The sequence below is a fragment of the Mucilaginibacter sp. GW821-FHT07G05 genome (genome assembly GCF_059418565.1).
Genome location: NZ_JBWKQC010000011.1, coordinates 85990 through 100161, shown reverse-complemented (window position 1 = coordinate 100161; position 14172 = coordinate 85990). Strand labels below are relative to the sequence as shown.

The following is a 14172-nucleotide window of genomic DNA, read 5'->3' as shown; positions in this document are numbered from 1 at the left end:
TAAAAGCATGTTATCAGTATAATAATTTGTTTCAAAGTTAGTTAATGTAATACTAATTTTGTTGCTTTATAACCCGATTGATGAAGTTAACTGCCATAGTATCCATTTTAATTGTGTCTTCGCTCGAAGCTACGTTTGCGCAAAACGCGTACGTTAAGTTGGGCGAGCAGGCCTTAATGGATGGCAATTTTAAAAGCGCCGTTAAGCAACTGGAAAAAGCCTGCGTGGTTGATTCAACCAATGCCAACGCATTGTGGATGCTGGGCTACTCTTATTACCACAGCGATAATTTCAAAAAATCAATTGCCGCCTACAACAAGGTGATCGCTATAAAGCCAACCGATGCTTCGGCTTATTACTACAGGGCAAGGGCAAAAAGCTTTTTGGGTAAAGACGCGTCATTAAGTCTTGCCGAAAAGGAAAAAAACCTGTTGGGGGCGATATATGACCTCACCCGGGCCATTGCCGTAAACCAAGACCCCGATGATGTAAAGCTGCTGCAAAACCGTGGTATCGCTTATCGTGAATATGGTATATTCAAGTTGCAGCCCAACCCGGCATCTTTCGACAGAAACCGTGGTTTGAGCGCCCTAAAAGCCTCTATTGCCGATCTGGAAAAGGTATTGAACAGCAATCCCGGCCGTTCGGATATTTCTTTACTGGTCGATCTTTCTAAAGAAAAATTGGCATCGGCCCAGGGGCACCGTTAGCGCAAAATTCCCTCTATTTTATATTTATTGGTACCCAGTAATTTAACCGACTGCCTTTTTTCTATCAGGTATAACGAATCGGGAAAGTAGGTGAGCTTTTCGCTGCTTTGGTACAGCAGGTTATCGGTGTGGTTGTATATCATCACCAAGTCGACTTTGCCGCTGTGTTTACGTACCAGTATTTCCTTTGTTTTTAGTTCGGGCAGTTTGGTTTTGTAAATGATAAGGCTGTCGCCGCTGTTGGCAATAGTATAGCTATCGCGCCAGGATGGTTTATTGATATCTGAAATGGTAAACAGATCGAGCTCGGCCGTCCAGTTCTTAATATGTACCTTTTGGGTTTGGGTATCGTTATTATGCGAGGCCGATTTTGTTACAGCGGGATTAAGCTTGGTTAAGCGCACCGCCTCGTTTTTAAAATAAGAGGTAACATCGAAAAACCTTTTTTCGGAACCTGTTTCTTTTACATCAGGCCTGCAAGAGTACAAGCCCGATGTAATAAGAACAGCGCTCAACGGTGTGAGCAGATATTTATTAAAATTTTTATACCAGTACATTACCGGTCATTTCTGCTGGAATTTCAACGCCTAAAATGCTTAACACGGTAGGGGCAATGTCGCCCAGTTTACCGTCTTTTACCTCTTTAACGTCGCTGTCGATAATAATACATGGCACCAGGTTGGTGGTGTGCGCGGTATTTGGCGACCCATCATCATTGATCATGTAATCTGCATTACCGTGATCGGCCAGTATAATAAACGAGTAGCCATGTTTTAAACCTGTTTCAACAACCGCCTGTGTGCAGGCATCGGCTGTTTCGGCAGCTTTTACTACCGCTTCAAATACACCTGTGTGGCCAACCATATCGGTATTGGCAAAGTTAAGGCATACAAAATCAGGCCATTCGTTCTCCAGTTCAGGGATGATCGCGTCGCGGATACCGGCTGCGCTCATTTCGGGCTGTAAATCATAAGTAGCCACCTTTGGCGATGGCACTAACAAACGTTTCTCGTCGTAAAATTCTTTTTCGCGGCCACCCGAGAAGAAGAAGGTTACGTGCGGGTATTTCTCTGTTTCGGCAATACGGATCTGTTTTTTACCGGCATCCTGCAATACCTCGCCTAAAGTTTTGGTCAAATCATCCTTGGTAAATACAACGCTTACATTTTTAAACGTGTCGTCGTAAGTGGTCATGGTAACGTAACGAACGTTCAGCGGGTGCAGGTTATACTCAGGGAATGCCTTTTGCGTAAGCGCCAGGCTGATCTCGCGGCCCCTGTCTGTACGGAAGTTAAAGCAAAGCACTACATCGCCTTCTTTAATTACAGCAAGTGACTGGCCTGCGCCGTCAGTTTTTACTATCGGGTTAACAAATTCATCGGTAACACCTTCAGCATAAGATTTTTTTATCGAATCGATAACGCTTTCAGTTGGTTCGCCAATAGCGTTCACCATCAGGTCGTACGCTTTTTTAACACGCTCCCAGCGGTTATCGCGGTCCATGGCATAATAGCGGCCAATAGCCGAAGCCAGTTTTACGGGCGTGTTTTCAATGTATTGTTCAACATCGGTAACAAAACCCAGGCCCGATTGCGGATCAGTATCGCGGCCATCTAAAAAGGCGTGGATAAATACTTTCTCCAAACCGTACTCTTTGGTAACATCAACCAAACCCTTAAGATGGTAAATGTGCGAGTGTACGCCACCGTCAGATACCAGGCCGATGAAATGCACATCGCGGTTGTTTTGTTTGGCGTATTCAAAGGCTTCCTTAATAACCGGGTTGGTACCCAGTTCTTTATCGTCAACCGCTTTATTAATGCGGCCAAGCTCCTGGTAAACCACGCGGCCGGCACCTAAGTTCATGTGCCCAACTTCGGAGTTACCCATTTGCCCGGCAGGCAGGCCTACAGCCGTGCCTGATGCTTCAAGCTTTGAATTTGGATAGTTTTGCAGCAGCGAATCAACAAAGGGAGTTTTTGCTGCCAATATAGCGTTCGACTGATCGTTACGACCGTAACCCCAGCCATCAAGTATGATTAATGCGAGTTTTTTCTTATTTTCCACAATGCAAATATAAAATCTGCCGGTAACTTTAATGCAATTACTGTGTATAAGTTTATTTTATATTGCAACAAATTTTCGCTTTATTGCTTATATATAATTATGAAGAAGCTAAGTTACCTGCCCCTGCTGATGATCTTGTACCTGCTTCCTCATGCAGCGGTTGCCGACCCTATTGATAACGTTGCCGAACTGATAAAACAAGGAAACACCAAAGAACTTGCCAAGCTTTTTGCATCAACCATAGATATTACTATACTGAAAGATGAAAATGTGTATTCAAAAACACAGGCAAGTATTATACTGGAGAAATTTTTCAATCAAAATAAGCCCAAAGCTGTTAAGGTAGTACATAAGGTGAACACTAACCCAACTTACAGGTTTGGCGTTTTATTACTCACTACCGAGAAGGGTACATACCGCATATCATTTACCCTTAACGAGGTTAAAGGAGTTTTACAACTCATAGAATTGCGTATTGAAACGGAAAAGACTTGATAATTGGCAATTGTTCTTATTTTTGAGGCCATAAAACAAGAAATTTGGATAAGACATTTATTATACCCTTTATAAAAAACGCCCTGCACGAAGATGTAGGCGACGGCGACCACACTTCACTGGCTACCATACCGGCAGGTACGCTGGGCAAAGCAAAACTTTTAGTTAAAGACGAAGGCATACTGGCAGGCGTGGAGCTTGCTGTTGAAATATTCCGTGAGGTTGATGCTGATTTACAGGTAAATATATTTTTAAAGGACGGTGCTGCTATAAAGCATAAGGACGTAGTGCTTGAAGTAGAAGGCGATGTAAAAAGCATCCTGACAGCCGAAAGACTGGTGCTCAACTGCATGCAGCGCATGTCGGGCATTGCTACGCGCACCCACGAAATTGTTGACATGCTGAAAGGTACCAATACCAAGGTGCTGGATACCCGTAAAACCACGCCGGGCATGCGTTATCTCGAAAAATGGGCGGTACGGATAGGTGGGGGAGTGAACCATCGTTTCGGTTTGTATGATATGATCCTGATCAAGGATAATCATGTTGATTACTCGGGCGGCATACGCCAGGCCATTGAAAACGCGCACCAATATATTGCCAATACCAAGAAATTAGCCATTGAAATTGAGGTGCGAAACTTTGAAGAACTGGAACAGGTTTTGCAAACAGGCGGTGTAGACCGTATATTGCTTGACAATTTTAATTTTGCCGACCTTCGCGAAGCAGTAAATATGATAGAAGGGCGGTATATTACCGAAGCATCGGGTGGTATAACTGTTGATAACGCCCGCGAATACGCGGCTTGCGGAGTTGATTATATATCGATGGGCGCGTTAACGCATTCGGTAAAGAGTTTAGATCTCAGCCTAAAAGCTGTTAAAATATAATAAACAAGTTTTTTAACCTTTATACAATTTATATACGGGTATATGATATCCATCTATTCAATTTCAGCGCTTATACTGGCCTATCTGTGCGGGTCAATTCCAACGGCTGTTTGGATAGGTTTGTCATTTTATGGCATCGACGTGCGCGAGTATGGCAGCGGCAACGCCGGCGCAACAAACACTTTCAGGGTATTGGGTAAGCAGGCGGGTATACCTGTAATGCTTATCGATATATTAAAAGGTTGGACAGCTACCAACCTTGCTTATTTTATAGGCGTATCAACTACCGGTCCGCATAATTCAATAGCGTTTACCAACTACGCGCTTGCCCTCGGTATAGCCGCGGTAATGGGCCATTTGTTCCCGGTTTTTGCAGGTTTTAGGGGCGGTAAGGGCATCGCCACATTATTTGGAATGATATTAGCTATAAACCTGCATGCGGCTCTGCTTTGCGTGCTGGTATTTATTACGGTATTGCTAATAACCAAGTATGTATCACTAAGTTCAATAATGGCAGGTTTTACTTATCCTATCGGGGTTACATTTATTTTCCCGGTGTATATTAAATCGGTCATTATATACGGTATGTGTATATGTATCCTGATATTGGTAACCCATCAAAAAAATATCGAACGTTTACTAAAAGGCAAAGAGTCCAAAGTGAATTTATTTAAGAAAAAAACTACTTAAACTCTATGAAAGCATTTAAACCCCTGGTCGCGATTACAACGGCTATTCTATTGTATTCGTGTTCAACAGTACCACTTACCGGCCGTAAGCAATTAAGCCTGGTAGGCGACGCCGAAATAAACCAATCGGCAGCGGCAAGTTACAAGCAGTTACTCACCGACCCTAAAACCAAAGTAGTTACCGGCACCAGCGATGCGCAGCGTGTTAAGCGTATTGGTAACCAGCTGGCGGTAGCTATTGAAAAATATTTAAAAGATAACGGCTATGCCGACCAGTATAACTTTACCTGGGAATTTAACCTGATACAAAGCCCCGAAGTAAACGCATGGTGTATGCCGGGCGGTAAGGTGGCCGTGTACAGCGGTATATTGCCGGTAACCGCTACTGATGCAGGTTTAGCCACAGTAATGGGCCACGAAATTGCCCACGCAATTGCAAAACACTCTGCCGAACGCATGTCGCAGGAGCTGGCAGCGCAAACAGGCGGTAGCCTGATCGGCGCGGCTTCAAGCACACAATCGGCCGCTACGCAGGCACTGATCAGTAAATTATATGGCGTTGGCGGGCAGCTTACCCTGTTGAAATATTCACGTAACCAGGAGTCGGAAGCAGATCGTTTAGGGTTAACCTTTATGGCCATGGCCGGTTATAACCCTAACGAGGCGGTTGCTTTTTGGCAACGTATGGCCGCGCAAAATAAAGGCGGCGCCCCACCGGAGTTTTTAAGTACCCACCCGGCCGATGCTACCCGTATAAGCGCTATACAAAAAGCCATACCCGAAGCCATGAAGTATTACAAAAAGGGTTAATATAAAATATCACATCCCGCCCCGCAAGGCGGGATTTTTTGTATGGAGAAAATTAAGTTTTTAACCGCCAGCTGGAAAAACCTTATAATGCTCAATTATGAGGTAGATCCCGAAATATTGAAACCCTATTTGCCCGCCGCTACCGAGCTTGATTATTGGCAGGGTAAGGCATTGGTAAGCATGGTGAGTTTCTTGTTTCACGATACCCGGGTAATTGGCGTGAAATGGCCGGGGCATGTAAACTTTGAAGAAGTAAACCTGCGTTTTTATGTGCGGCATTTTAATGGTAAGGAATGGAAACGCGGTACGGTATTCATCAGCGAAATTGTGCCTAAACGGATGATCCCGCTGATTGCGAATACACTTTATAAAGAACATTATGTACGCATGCCCATGCGGCACAGCATTACCAAAACTGATGATGTGAACACGCGATATTTATACGAGTGGAAGTTGAAAGGCAGGTGGAATAAATTAGGTGCTACGGTTAATAATAACTTCATCGCTATGCAAGCCGGCAGCGCCGAAGAATTTATTTTGGAGCATTACTGGGGCTATAATCGCTTAAGCGATACCAGTTCGATGGAATATGGTGTAGAGCATGTATCATGGAAAGTGGGTGCCATAAGTGATTACGTTTTTGATGCCGATGTAAAAGTGTTGTATGGCGAAGCTTTCGCGCCGTATTTATCAGTGGAACCTTATTCGGCATTTTTTGCGGAAGGGTCGGAGATCATCGTACGATCGGCCACTAAAATTAGGATTGGCCCAGCACTTCAAGGATAGCTTTCGCTTTTAGCAGGCATTCTTCATATTCCTGTTCGGCATCAGCATCAATGGTAATGGCGCTGCCTGCATGAAAGGAGAGGTAGCGGCTTTGTGCATCGTACAAAATGCTCCTGATCACCACATTAAAATCAAAGTCATCATCCGGACTAAAATAGCCTATCGCTCCGGAATACACCCCACGTTTGCTACGTTCGTATTGTTCCATTAAACGCATTGCGCTCACCTTGGGCGCCCCCGTCATGCTACCCATGGGGAAGGTGTTTTTGATAGCCTGAACAGGACTTACACCCGCGGTTATTTCGCAGGTAATGGTCGATATCATTTGGTACACCTGCTTAAAGCCGTATATGCCAAATAATTCTTCGGTTACCACGGTGCCCTGCCGGGCCGAGCGGGTAAGATCATTACGAACCATATCAACCACCATTACGTTCTCCTGTAATTCTTTGGTGTGGTACCGGAGTTGTAGCTTGTTTAGTTCGTCCTCTTCCGGGTCGTCGCTGCGTTTGGCGGTGCCTTTTATGGGTTGCGAAATCAGCTTGCCGCCGCGTTTCGCCAAAAAGCGTTCGGGCGTAGCGCAGATGATATATTTATCGTTCAGCTTAAAAAAGGATGCAAAAGGGTTGGGCGAAACCTCATTCAGATTTACAAATACTGATAGCGGATTGATCCCGGCACCCTCCGCATAAAACTCCTGGCAAAAATTGGTCACGTAAATATCGCCGCGGGCAATGTGCTCTTTTACTTTGTTTACGGTACTAATGTATTCCGCTTTGGTAAAGCGGTTTTTTATTTGTGCCGATGGTTGCAGACTTGAGAGGTGAATGACTTGGTTATTAATACTGCTAAGTGCAAAATCAGCATCCTCTGCCACAATTTCAATTTGATCACCTTTTATAATAATGAGGTATTGCGGTGCGAAGAAATACAGATCGGGGAAGTACAGGTTATCGGTATTGTTTGAGCTGAGTTGCTCAACTTCGTTCTTCAGATCGTACCCAAAAAAGCCGGTGATCCAGCCATTGTGCTTAAGCCGGAATGCTTCCAGCTGACTAAAAGCATCGCCCGAGTTGGCCAAAACTTCATCCTTTTTGCCAATAGCAATTAAGGTATCAAATTTAGAGTAGGCATCGGTAAAGCCATTTGCATCTAAATAACAGGCAACATCAAAGCTCGCTGCCCATAATAATGCTTTTTGCTTGAATGTTTTAAGATCGCCTACCTGTATTATCACGCTGCAAAAATAGATAACAAAAGCATTTCTACACGCCTTTAGTATCGATACTTGTTTCTTTCCTCATCTTTTTAGATTCTTTTAAACTCTTGCTAAAAAGGGTTGACAGGTATTGCGCAATTTTATGCGATGGTAATTCTACAGTTAAATAGATAAGGTAAGAGATTGCAATGGTTGCAAATATGAATAGGAAGTATGTAGCAGCGCTGAAGCTGAAGTAATTACTCAATGCAAGAAATACCAGTATATGGCATAAATAAAGCGAGTAAGAGAATTTACCGCAGAACTCTAAAACGGATAAAGGTTTGTTGGCGCGGTAATAAACTATTTCTTTTTCAAGCCACTTAACAGCCAGCAACGCGAAGATATTTAAGGTGTACATGTAGCTTAGGTAGAAATGGAACATGGCAATCAGCGATGCAACTGACGCTGCAAGAACAAGGGTTCTGTACAAAATCAGCGTTCTGGAATTCACCACACTTCTTTTTTTATCAATTTGGCCGGCCAAAATTACGCCTAACAGCCAGCAAGGCAATCCTATAATAGCGGTGGGTATAGTACCAAGGCTTTGGTATCCGCCATCAAAGTTTATGTTTTTATGGTGGATAAATGAGAGAAAGGAATCCCAGTTAAATATTAAAATTACAGCATACGAAAGTATGAAGCTGAAAATAAACAGCTTTTTCCAGTTGACTTTCGAGATGAATAATAAAGGATAGATAACATAGTAAATCATTTCGCAATACAAACTCCAAACCGGAAGCGTGTTGAAATAATTATAGTAAGAAGCAATAAAGCCAACGATTAATAAGGGAATCCCGATGCGGAAGATCCGACGGATCAAGAAGCCGGTAACATCAAACTTGTCTTTATTTCTATAAGGAAAATGAATGACAAAGCCGGAGATCACAAAAAACGCGATGACAGCTGCCGGTCCGCAAAACAAAATGTGACTTACAGACACAAGCATTTTAACGATCAAATTCTGTGAATTTTCAAAAGCATCAAAAGGGTTTGGGAAATGAGCAAGCATAACAATTACTGCTAACACAAACCTAATGCTATCTAAACCATAGATCCATTTTGTTTTTTTTGTGGCAATTGCAGGCGATGAATTCATTGATGAGAAGGTTTAAGTTTCTCAATAAAAGTAGATTAAAATTCATCGGCCGAACGTAACAAATTAGATATGAAACAGATAGCATTGGAATCAGTTTTGTGTGTTGTCTCGGGTGATTGTAAATCAAAAAATAGAAGGAGTAACGTTTTTTAAATAGACAACGGTTTCGATGTATCCCAACAAAAAACGCCTCATAAATAAATATGAGGCGTTTTTATTATGTTTTCTGATATGTTTCTTAGTGCAATACTAAAGTTTGTTTCCTGTCCGGACCAACAGATAGATATTTTACCGGTACGCCCAGTTCAGCTTCCAGGAAATCGATATATGATTGCAGTTTAGCCGGGATTTCTGATAGTTCGGTAATGCCTGTAAGGTCTTCGTGCCAGCCATCAATTTCTTTCAAAACGGGTTTTGGCTCAATGGTGCAAATATCGTACGGCATGTAGTCGATAATTTCACCGGCATAATCGTAATGTGTGCAGGCGTATATCTTTTCAAATCCGCTTAACACATCGGCCTTGGTCATTACCAATTGGGTAACACCGTTTAGCATAATGGCGTATTTTAAAGCCGGAAGATCGATCCAGCCTGTACGGCGCGGGCGACCTGTTGTTGCGCCAAACTCATGACCAACGCGACGTAGTTCTTCACCTGTTTCGTCGTTAAGTTCGGTAGGGAAAGGGCCGCCGCCAACACGTGTGCAATAAGCTTTAAAGATACCTATCACATCGCCAATTTGCTTTGGCGCAATACCTAAACCGGTACAAGCACCGGCAGCGGTAGTATTTGATGAGGTAACAAAAGGATATGAACCGAAGTCGATATCGAGCATAGCACCTTGCGCGCCTTCTGCCAGTACCTTTTTACCTTGTTTAATGTAATCGTTAACCAAATGCTCCGAGTCAACCAGCGGGAATTGTTTAATTACGTTGATGGCCTCGAAGAATGCTTGCTCCCTTTCAGAGAAATCAGCCACATCACCATATAATGATTGCAGCATTGATTTGTGTTTTTCAACCAGTTTATGGTAACGTTCTTCAAAATCGGGCAGGGTAATATCGCCAATACGCAAGCCGTTACGGCCGGTTTTGTCCATATAAGTAGGGCCGATACCTTTTAAAGTAGAACCAATTTTGCCTTCGCCCATCTTCTTTTCAGAAGCCGCGTCGAGCAATTGGTGGGTAGGCAATATCAGGTGCGCTTTTTTAGCGATCACCAGGTTCTTTTTAGCCAGCAGATCGTGCCCGGCATCTTTTAATTTATCAAGTTCCTTTTTTAAGGTGATAGGGTCAATTACAACGCCGTTACCTATAAGGTTAAGTGTGTTGTCAAAAAATATACCTGAAGGAATAGTGTTCAATACGAACTTTTTGCCATCAAATTCTAAAGTGTGCCCTGCATTCGGCCCGCCCTGAAAGCGTGCGATCAGATCGTAATCTGCACTAAGAACATCAACAATTTTACCTTTACCCTCATCGCCCCACTGGAGGCCTAATAATACGTCAACAGCCATTATTTAATTAATTCTCTTTTTATAATAAACATCAAAAGCTTTTACTATGATGGTTTTAACATCGGTCCATGTAGTGTTATCTAACGAAACCGGATCTGCCTCTTCTTCTGCATCATCAAAGTATACCACTGATCTAATTACCGCAAAGGTATCATCATATAAGTATCTATCATGATAAAATTGAAAAAGATTATCGAAGGTGTAAAACTGCAACAATTTTGCTATATCCCAAAAGTCTTTTTTTGCACCGCGCCCTTTTACGGCGTTTAATTTCAATGCGATAAGATCTTTTTTATCAGCAAAGGGTATTGCATTGATAATTTCGGGCTGATTTGTAAATGGATCTTTTACGGATACAAAATCAACTTTTACATTTTGTATAATGCACTGCAATATATTCTTACTCCTGTTATTGGTTATAATCAGATGATCGAAATTTGCATTCAAAGCCTCTAATAATATTTCTTTATCCAGCGGTTCATCGGTAAACAGATCAATATCAATAGATAAACGATGCCCGAAAAGCAGGGATAAGGCCGTGCCGCCAACCAGTCTGAAATTTTTTAACTCCGGAAGTGAAACTAATTTTTTTAGAAGTTCCAGTGTTGAAGGTTCAACTGTTTCTTCTCGTAGCATTTAAAATCGGTGGGTTTAACTTTAAACAGCGTGCAGCAAAAATTAATACTTATATCAGATAACCAGGAGGCCTGTAGTGCCAGTTCTTTTACTTTGTTGGCACCGTAAAATTTAATAAGGTTTAAAAAATCGCTTTCTTTACCCCGTTCAATTACTTTTTCTACAACAAAACGTGCGTGCTTTTCAAAGTCGATAGTATTCATATCAACATCCCAAAAAGCCTGTTTGCTTAAAACAGGCTTTGCCGGTTTGTTAAGCCTTTCTGTCACAATAGCCTTCTTTTAATTTAGAACAATTTCCATAAAGGTTTAAAGAGTGGTGTTTGATGTCGAATTTCAGCAATTCGCCCATCATGCTTTGTATCTGCTGTATACGCGGATCGCAAAACTCAACCACCTTACCGCAGTCGATGCATATAATATGATCGTGTTGTTTGTAGCCATAAGATTTTTCGAACTGGGCCATGTTTTTACCAAACTGGTGCTTGGTAACCAAATCGCAAGAAACAAGCAGTTCAAGCGTATTATATACAGTAGCACGGCTTACACGGTATTTTTTATTCTTCATGTGGATGTATAACGACTCCACATCAAAATGGTCGCTTCTTGAATATATCTCTTCCAGAATGGCAAAACGCTCGGGCGTTTTACGCAAACTTTTGTTTTCAAGATAGGCTTCAAATATTTTTTTTACCAGTGCTATAGTTTCCTGTTGCAGCATAATCGGGTATAAGTAATAAATAAAAGGTAAAGGTATTAATAAGAATTGAGATACGTATAGTAATCGATAGCAAACACATAACAATCAGACAAAAGGCCGACAAAAATAGAAGCGAGAGTTGAGAGTCAGGAATCAAGATAATACGCTTAGCAAGTGTTAGAAGAGACTTACGAAGTTTTCAAAACTTCGTAAGCCTGACTATCTCCTGATTCCTGTTTCTTAATTCTTGACTCTTATCTCTTGACTCTAATTTCAAGACGCTTTCTCCGCTATCGAATCAAAGCGGTCAACCGAGGTTACGCCGCGTACTTGTTTTAGTTTCTTTACCAAGTCTTCAAGGTGCTGTGTATCATTTACATACACCATAATTGAGCCCTCGAAAATACCGTTGTCACTATCAACCGTTATCGAGCGCATGTTCACCTTAAAGTCGTTTGATATTACGGTGGTGAGCTTGTTGATCAAGCCCACATCATCAATACCGCGTATACGTAAACCGGTAAGAAAAGCCAGTTCCTGCTGGTTGGTCCAGCGGGCTTTTACAATGCGGTAACCGTAGTTGGCCATCAGTTTGGCGGCATTAGGGCAGTTGGTGCGGTGTATCTTAATGCCATCGCTCACGGTAATAAAGCCGAACACGTCATCGCCGGGAATAGGGTTACAGCAGTTGGCCAGTTTGTAGTCAATCTTCTGCATATCCTCGCCAATCAGCAACATATCGCTGTCTTTAGCCTTGATGTTGCGAAGCAGGCTTTGTACCTGGTCGGCCTCTATCTTATCCTGTGGCTTGTTCTCAATTACCTTTTCAGATAGCTGGTACTCCTTCAGGTGCTTCATATCAATAAGGCCTTTGGCCACATTGTAAAAAAGATCCTGAGTTGAGCCCAGCTTAAAGTAATAGCTTAGCTTATGTATGTTCTCGGAGTTGTAAGTGATCTTGAGCGATTTTAATTTACGCTCCAGTATCTCTTTACCATCCTCGGCAATTTTGCGTTTAGCCTCTTTAAGTGCCGATTTAATTTTGGCTTTCGCCTTGGCGGTAACCACAAAGTTGAGCCAGTCTTCCTTCGGGGTTTGCTTACCCGAGGTGATAATCTCTACCTGGTCGCCATTTTGCAGTTTGTAGCTTAGGGGCACCAGTTTATGGTTCACCTTAGCGCCTATACAGCTGGCACCCACATCGGTATGTATCTCAAAAGCGAAATCGAGCGCGGTAGCGTTCAGCGGCAACTGTATCAAGGCGCCCTTAGGCGTAAAAATGAAGATCTCATCGCTGAAGAGGTTCATCTTAAAATCGTCGATAAAGTCGAGCGCGTTCGAATCCGGGTTTTTCAGCATTTCGCGTACTTTTTGTACCCATTGGTCGAGGCCGCTATCGGTGCTCGATTCCTTGTACTTCCAGTGGGCCGCGAAACCTTTTTCGGCAATCTCGTTCATGCGTGTGGTACGTATCTGTACCTCAACCCACTGGCCTTTAGGCCCCATTACCGTGGTGTGCAACGATTCGTAACCGTTTGCCTTCGGCGATGAGATCCAGTCGCGCAGGCGGTCGGGGTTGGGGCGGTACAGGTCGGTAACTATAGAGTAAGCTTTCCAGCAGTCGGCTTTTTCATGCTCCGGCGGACTATCCAGTATAATCCGTATAGCAAACAGGTCATACACCTCCTCAAATGGAATAGATTTTTTCTTCATCTTGTTCCATATCGAGTTGATTGATTTCGGCCTGCCAAATACATCGGCTTCAAGGCCTTGTCCTTGTAAAACCTTCTTCACCGGATCAATAAAATCGCGGATGAATTTTTCGCGCTCGGCCTTCTTCTCGTTCAGTTTCTTTTTAATGAGCTGGTAAGTTTCACGTTCCATGTATTTCATGGACAGATCTTCCAGCTCCGATTTTATAGCGTATAAACCCAGGCGGTGTGCCAGCGGTGCATACAGGTATACGGTTTCTGATGATAGTTTAAGCTGCTTATCGCGCGGCATAAACTCCATGGTACGCATATTATGCAACCTATCGGCCAGTTTGATCAGTATAACCCTCACGTCATCGGCAAGGGTAAGCAGCATTTTACGGAAATTTTCGGCCTGTAAAGAACTGTTGGTATCAAATACGCCCGATATTTTGGTTAAGCCGTCGATAATTTTGGCTACTTTTTTACCAAATTCCCTTTCAATATCATCAAGGGCAACGTCGGTATCCTCCACCACATCGTGCAGCAGGGCGCATACTATAGAGGTAGTACCCAAGCCTATCTCCTCGGCGGCAATTTGGGCCACGGCAATAGGGTGGTATATATAAGGTTCGCCAGATTTGCGGCGCATATCCTTATGGCTTTCTAAAGCCATATCGAAAGCCTTGCGTATCATGCGTTTATCACCCTTTTGCAAGGTTGATTTACACGCGCGCAGCAAAGCCCGGTATCTCTTTAATATCTCGTTCTTTTCGGCTTCCAGGTCGATCACTAAATCTTTCATGTACGAACTTTAAAATATATC

The 14172-nt window shown here is 42.9% G+C and carries 15 protein-coding genes; 6 read left to right on the top strand and 9 right to left on the bottom strand.

Translation table 11 applies throughout. The features are described 5' to 3' along the window. The first annotated feature begins 80 nt into the window (after window positions 1-80). Window positions 81-710: a tetratricopeptide repeat protein gene (locus AC07NA_RS22865; RefSeq protein WP_494900065.1), complete on the top strand. Its 630-nt coding sequence runs from the start codon at window positions 81-83 to the stop codon at window positions 708-710. Here AC07NA_RS22865 and AC07NA_RS22860 read toward each other — a convergent pair. Both AC07NA_RS22860 and gpmI read right to left on the bottom strand, forming a co-directional pair. Further along, window positions 707-1267 carry a hypothetical protein gene (locus AC07NA_RS22860; RefSeq protein WP_494900063.1) on the bottom strand — a complete coding sequence of 187 codons (561 nt, stop codon included), beginning with the start codon at window positions 1265-1267 and terminating at the stop codon, window positions 707-709. The two genes, AC07NA_RS22865 and AC07NA_RS22860, sit on opposite strands and share 4 nt — an antisense overlap. Continuing rightward, window positions 1254-2777, bottom strand: coding sequence for a 2,3-bisphosphoglycerate-independent phosphoglycerate mutase (gene gpmI / locus AC07NA_RS22855; protein ID WP_494900062.1), 1524 nt, complete (start codon window positions 2775-2777; stop codon window positions 1254-1256). Before gpmI ends, AC07NA_RS22860 begins: the two co-directional genes overlap by 14 nt. Window positions 2778-2876: 99 nt before the next feature. Between gpmI and AC07NA_RS22850 the strand changes: the two genes are divergently transcribed. From AC07NA_RS22850 to AC07NA_RS22830, 5 genes are read left to right on the top strand one after another with little or no spacing between them, the layout of a single operon-like run. Continuing rightward, window positions 2877-3272 (top strand): DUF4783 domain-containing protein, encoded by a 396-nt coding sequence (locus AC07NA_RS22850; RefSeq protein ID WP_345213609.1) that lies wholly within the window; start codon window positions 2877-2879, stop codon window positions 3270-3272. A gap of 44 nt (window positions 3273-3316) precedes the next feature. Then, on the top strand, window positions 3317-4162 hold the full coding sequence (nadC, locus tag AC07NA_RS22845) for a carboxylating nicotinate-nucleotide diphosphorylase (protein WP_494900060.1): 846 nt from the start codon (window positions 3317-3319) through the stop codon (window positions 4160-4162). 42 nt (window positions 4163-4204) lie between these two features. Then, window positions 4205-4852, top strand: a complete 648-nt coding sequence (gene plsY, locus AC07NA_RS22840; RefSeq protein WP_345213611.1) for a glycerol-3-phosphate 1-O-acyltransferase PlsY — start codon at window positions 4205-4207, stop codon at window positions 4850-4852. Window positions 4853-4857: 5 nt separating this feature from the next. Continuing rightward, window positions 4858-5661 carry a M48 family metallopeptidase gene (locus tag AC07NA_RS22835; protein ID WP_494900059.1) on the top strand — a complete coding sequence of 268 codons (804 nt, stop codon included), beginning with the start codon at window positions 4858-4860 and terminating at the stop codon, window positions 5659-5661. A gap of 42 nt (window positions 5662-5703) precedes the next feature. Further along, entirely contained in the window at window positions 5704-6447 is a 744-nt protein-coding gene (locus tag AC07NA_RS22830) for a YqjF family protein (protein ID WP_494900057.1), read from the top strand. Here the strand turns inward: AC07NA_RS22830 and AC07NA_RS22825 are convergent. From AC07NA_RS22825 to AC07NA_RS22795, 7 genes are all read right to left on the bottom strand, one after another. Beyond that, window positions 6419-7684 carry an anthranilate synthase component I family protein gene (locus AC07NA_RS22825; RefSeq protein WP_494900055.1) on the bottom strand — a complete coding sequence of 422 codons (1266 nt, stop codon included), beginning with the start codon at window positions 7682-7684 and terminating at the stop codon, window positions 6419-6421. The genes AC07NA_RS22830 and AC07NA_RS22825 overlap by 29 nt on opposite strands. Window positions 7685-7712: 28 nt before the next feature. After that, the gene (locus AC07NA_RS22820) at window positions 7713-8804 is read right to left on the bottom strand and encodes an acyltransferase family protein (RefSeq protein ID WP_494900053.1); all 1092 of its coding nucleotides are present in this window, start codon (window positions 8802-8804) and stop codon (window positions 7713-7715) included. Window positions 8805-9042: 238 nt separating this feature from the next. Next, window positions 9043-10320 (bottom strand): adenylosuccinate synthase, encoded by a 1278-nt coding sequence (locus AC07NA_RS22815; protein ID WP_494900051.1) that lies wholly within the window; start codon window positions 10318-10320, stop codon window positions 9043-9045. Between the two features lie 3 nt (window positions 10321-10323). Beyond that, a complete protein-coding gene (locus tag AC07NA_RS22810; protein WP_494900049.1) occupies window positions 10324-10956 on the bottom strand; it encodes a nucleotidyl transferase AbiEii/AbiGii toxin family protein in 633 nt (210 codons plus the stop codon). Continuing rightward, on the bottom strand, window positions 10911-11225 hold the full coding sequence (locus tag AC07NA_RS22805; RefSeq protein WP_494900047.1) for a DUF6922 domain-containing protein: 315 nt from the start codon (window positions 11223-11225) through the stop codon (window positions 10911-10913). The genes AC07NA_RS22810 and AC07NA_RS22805 overlap by 46 nt, the downstream gene beginning before the upstream one ends. Beyond that, window positions 11209-11676 (bottom strand): Fur family transcriptional regulator, encoded by a 468-nt coding sequence (locus AC07NA_RS22800; protein WP_494900046.1) that lies wholly within the window; start codon window positions 11674-11676, stop codon window positions 11209-11211. The genes AC07NA_RS22805 and AC07NA_RS22800 overlap by 17 nt, the downstream gene beginning before the upstream one ends. A gap of 252 nt (window positions 11677-11928) precedes the next feature. Further along, window positions 11929-14151: a RelA/SpoT family protein gene (locus AC07NA_RS22795; RefSeq protein ID WP_345213618.1), complete on the bottom strand. Its 2223-nt coding sequence runs from the start codon at window positions 14149-14151 to the stop codon at window positions 11929-11931. Between the last annotated feature and the right edge of the window lie 21 nt (window positions 14152-14172).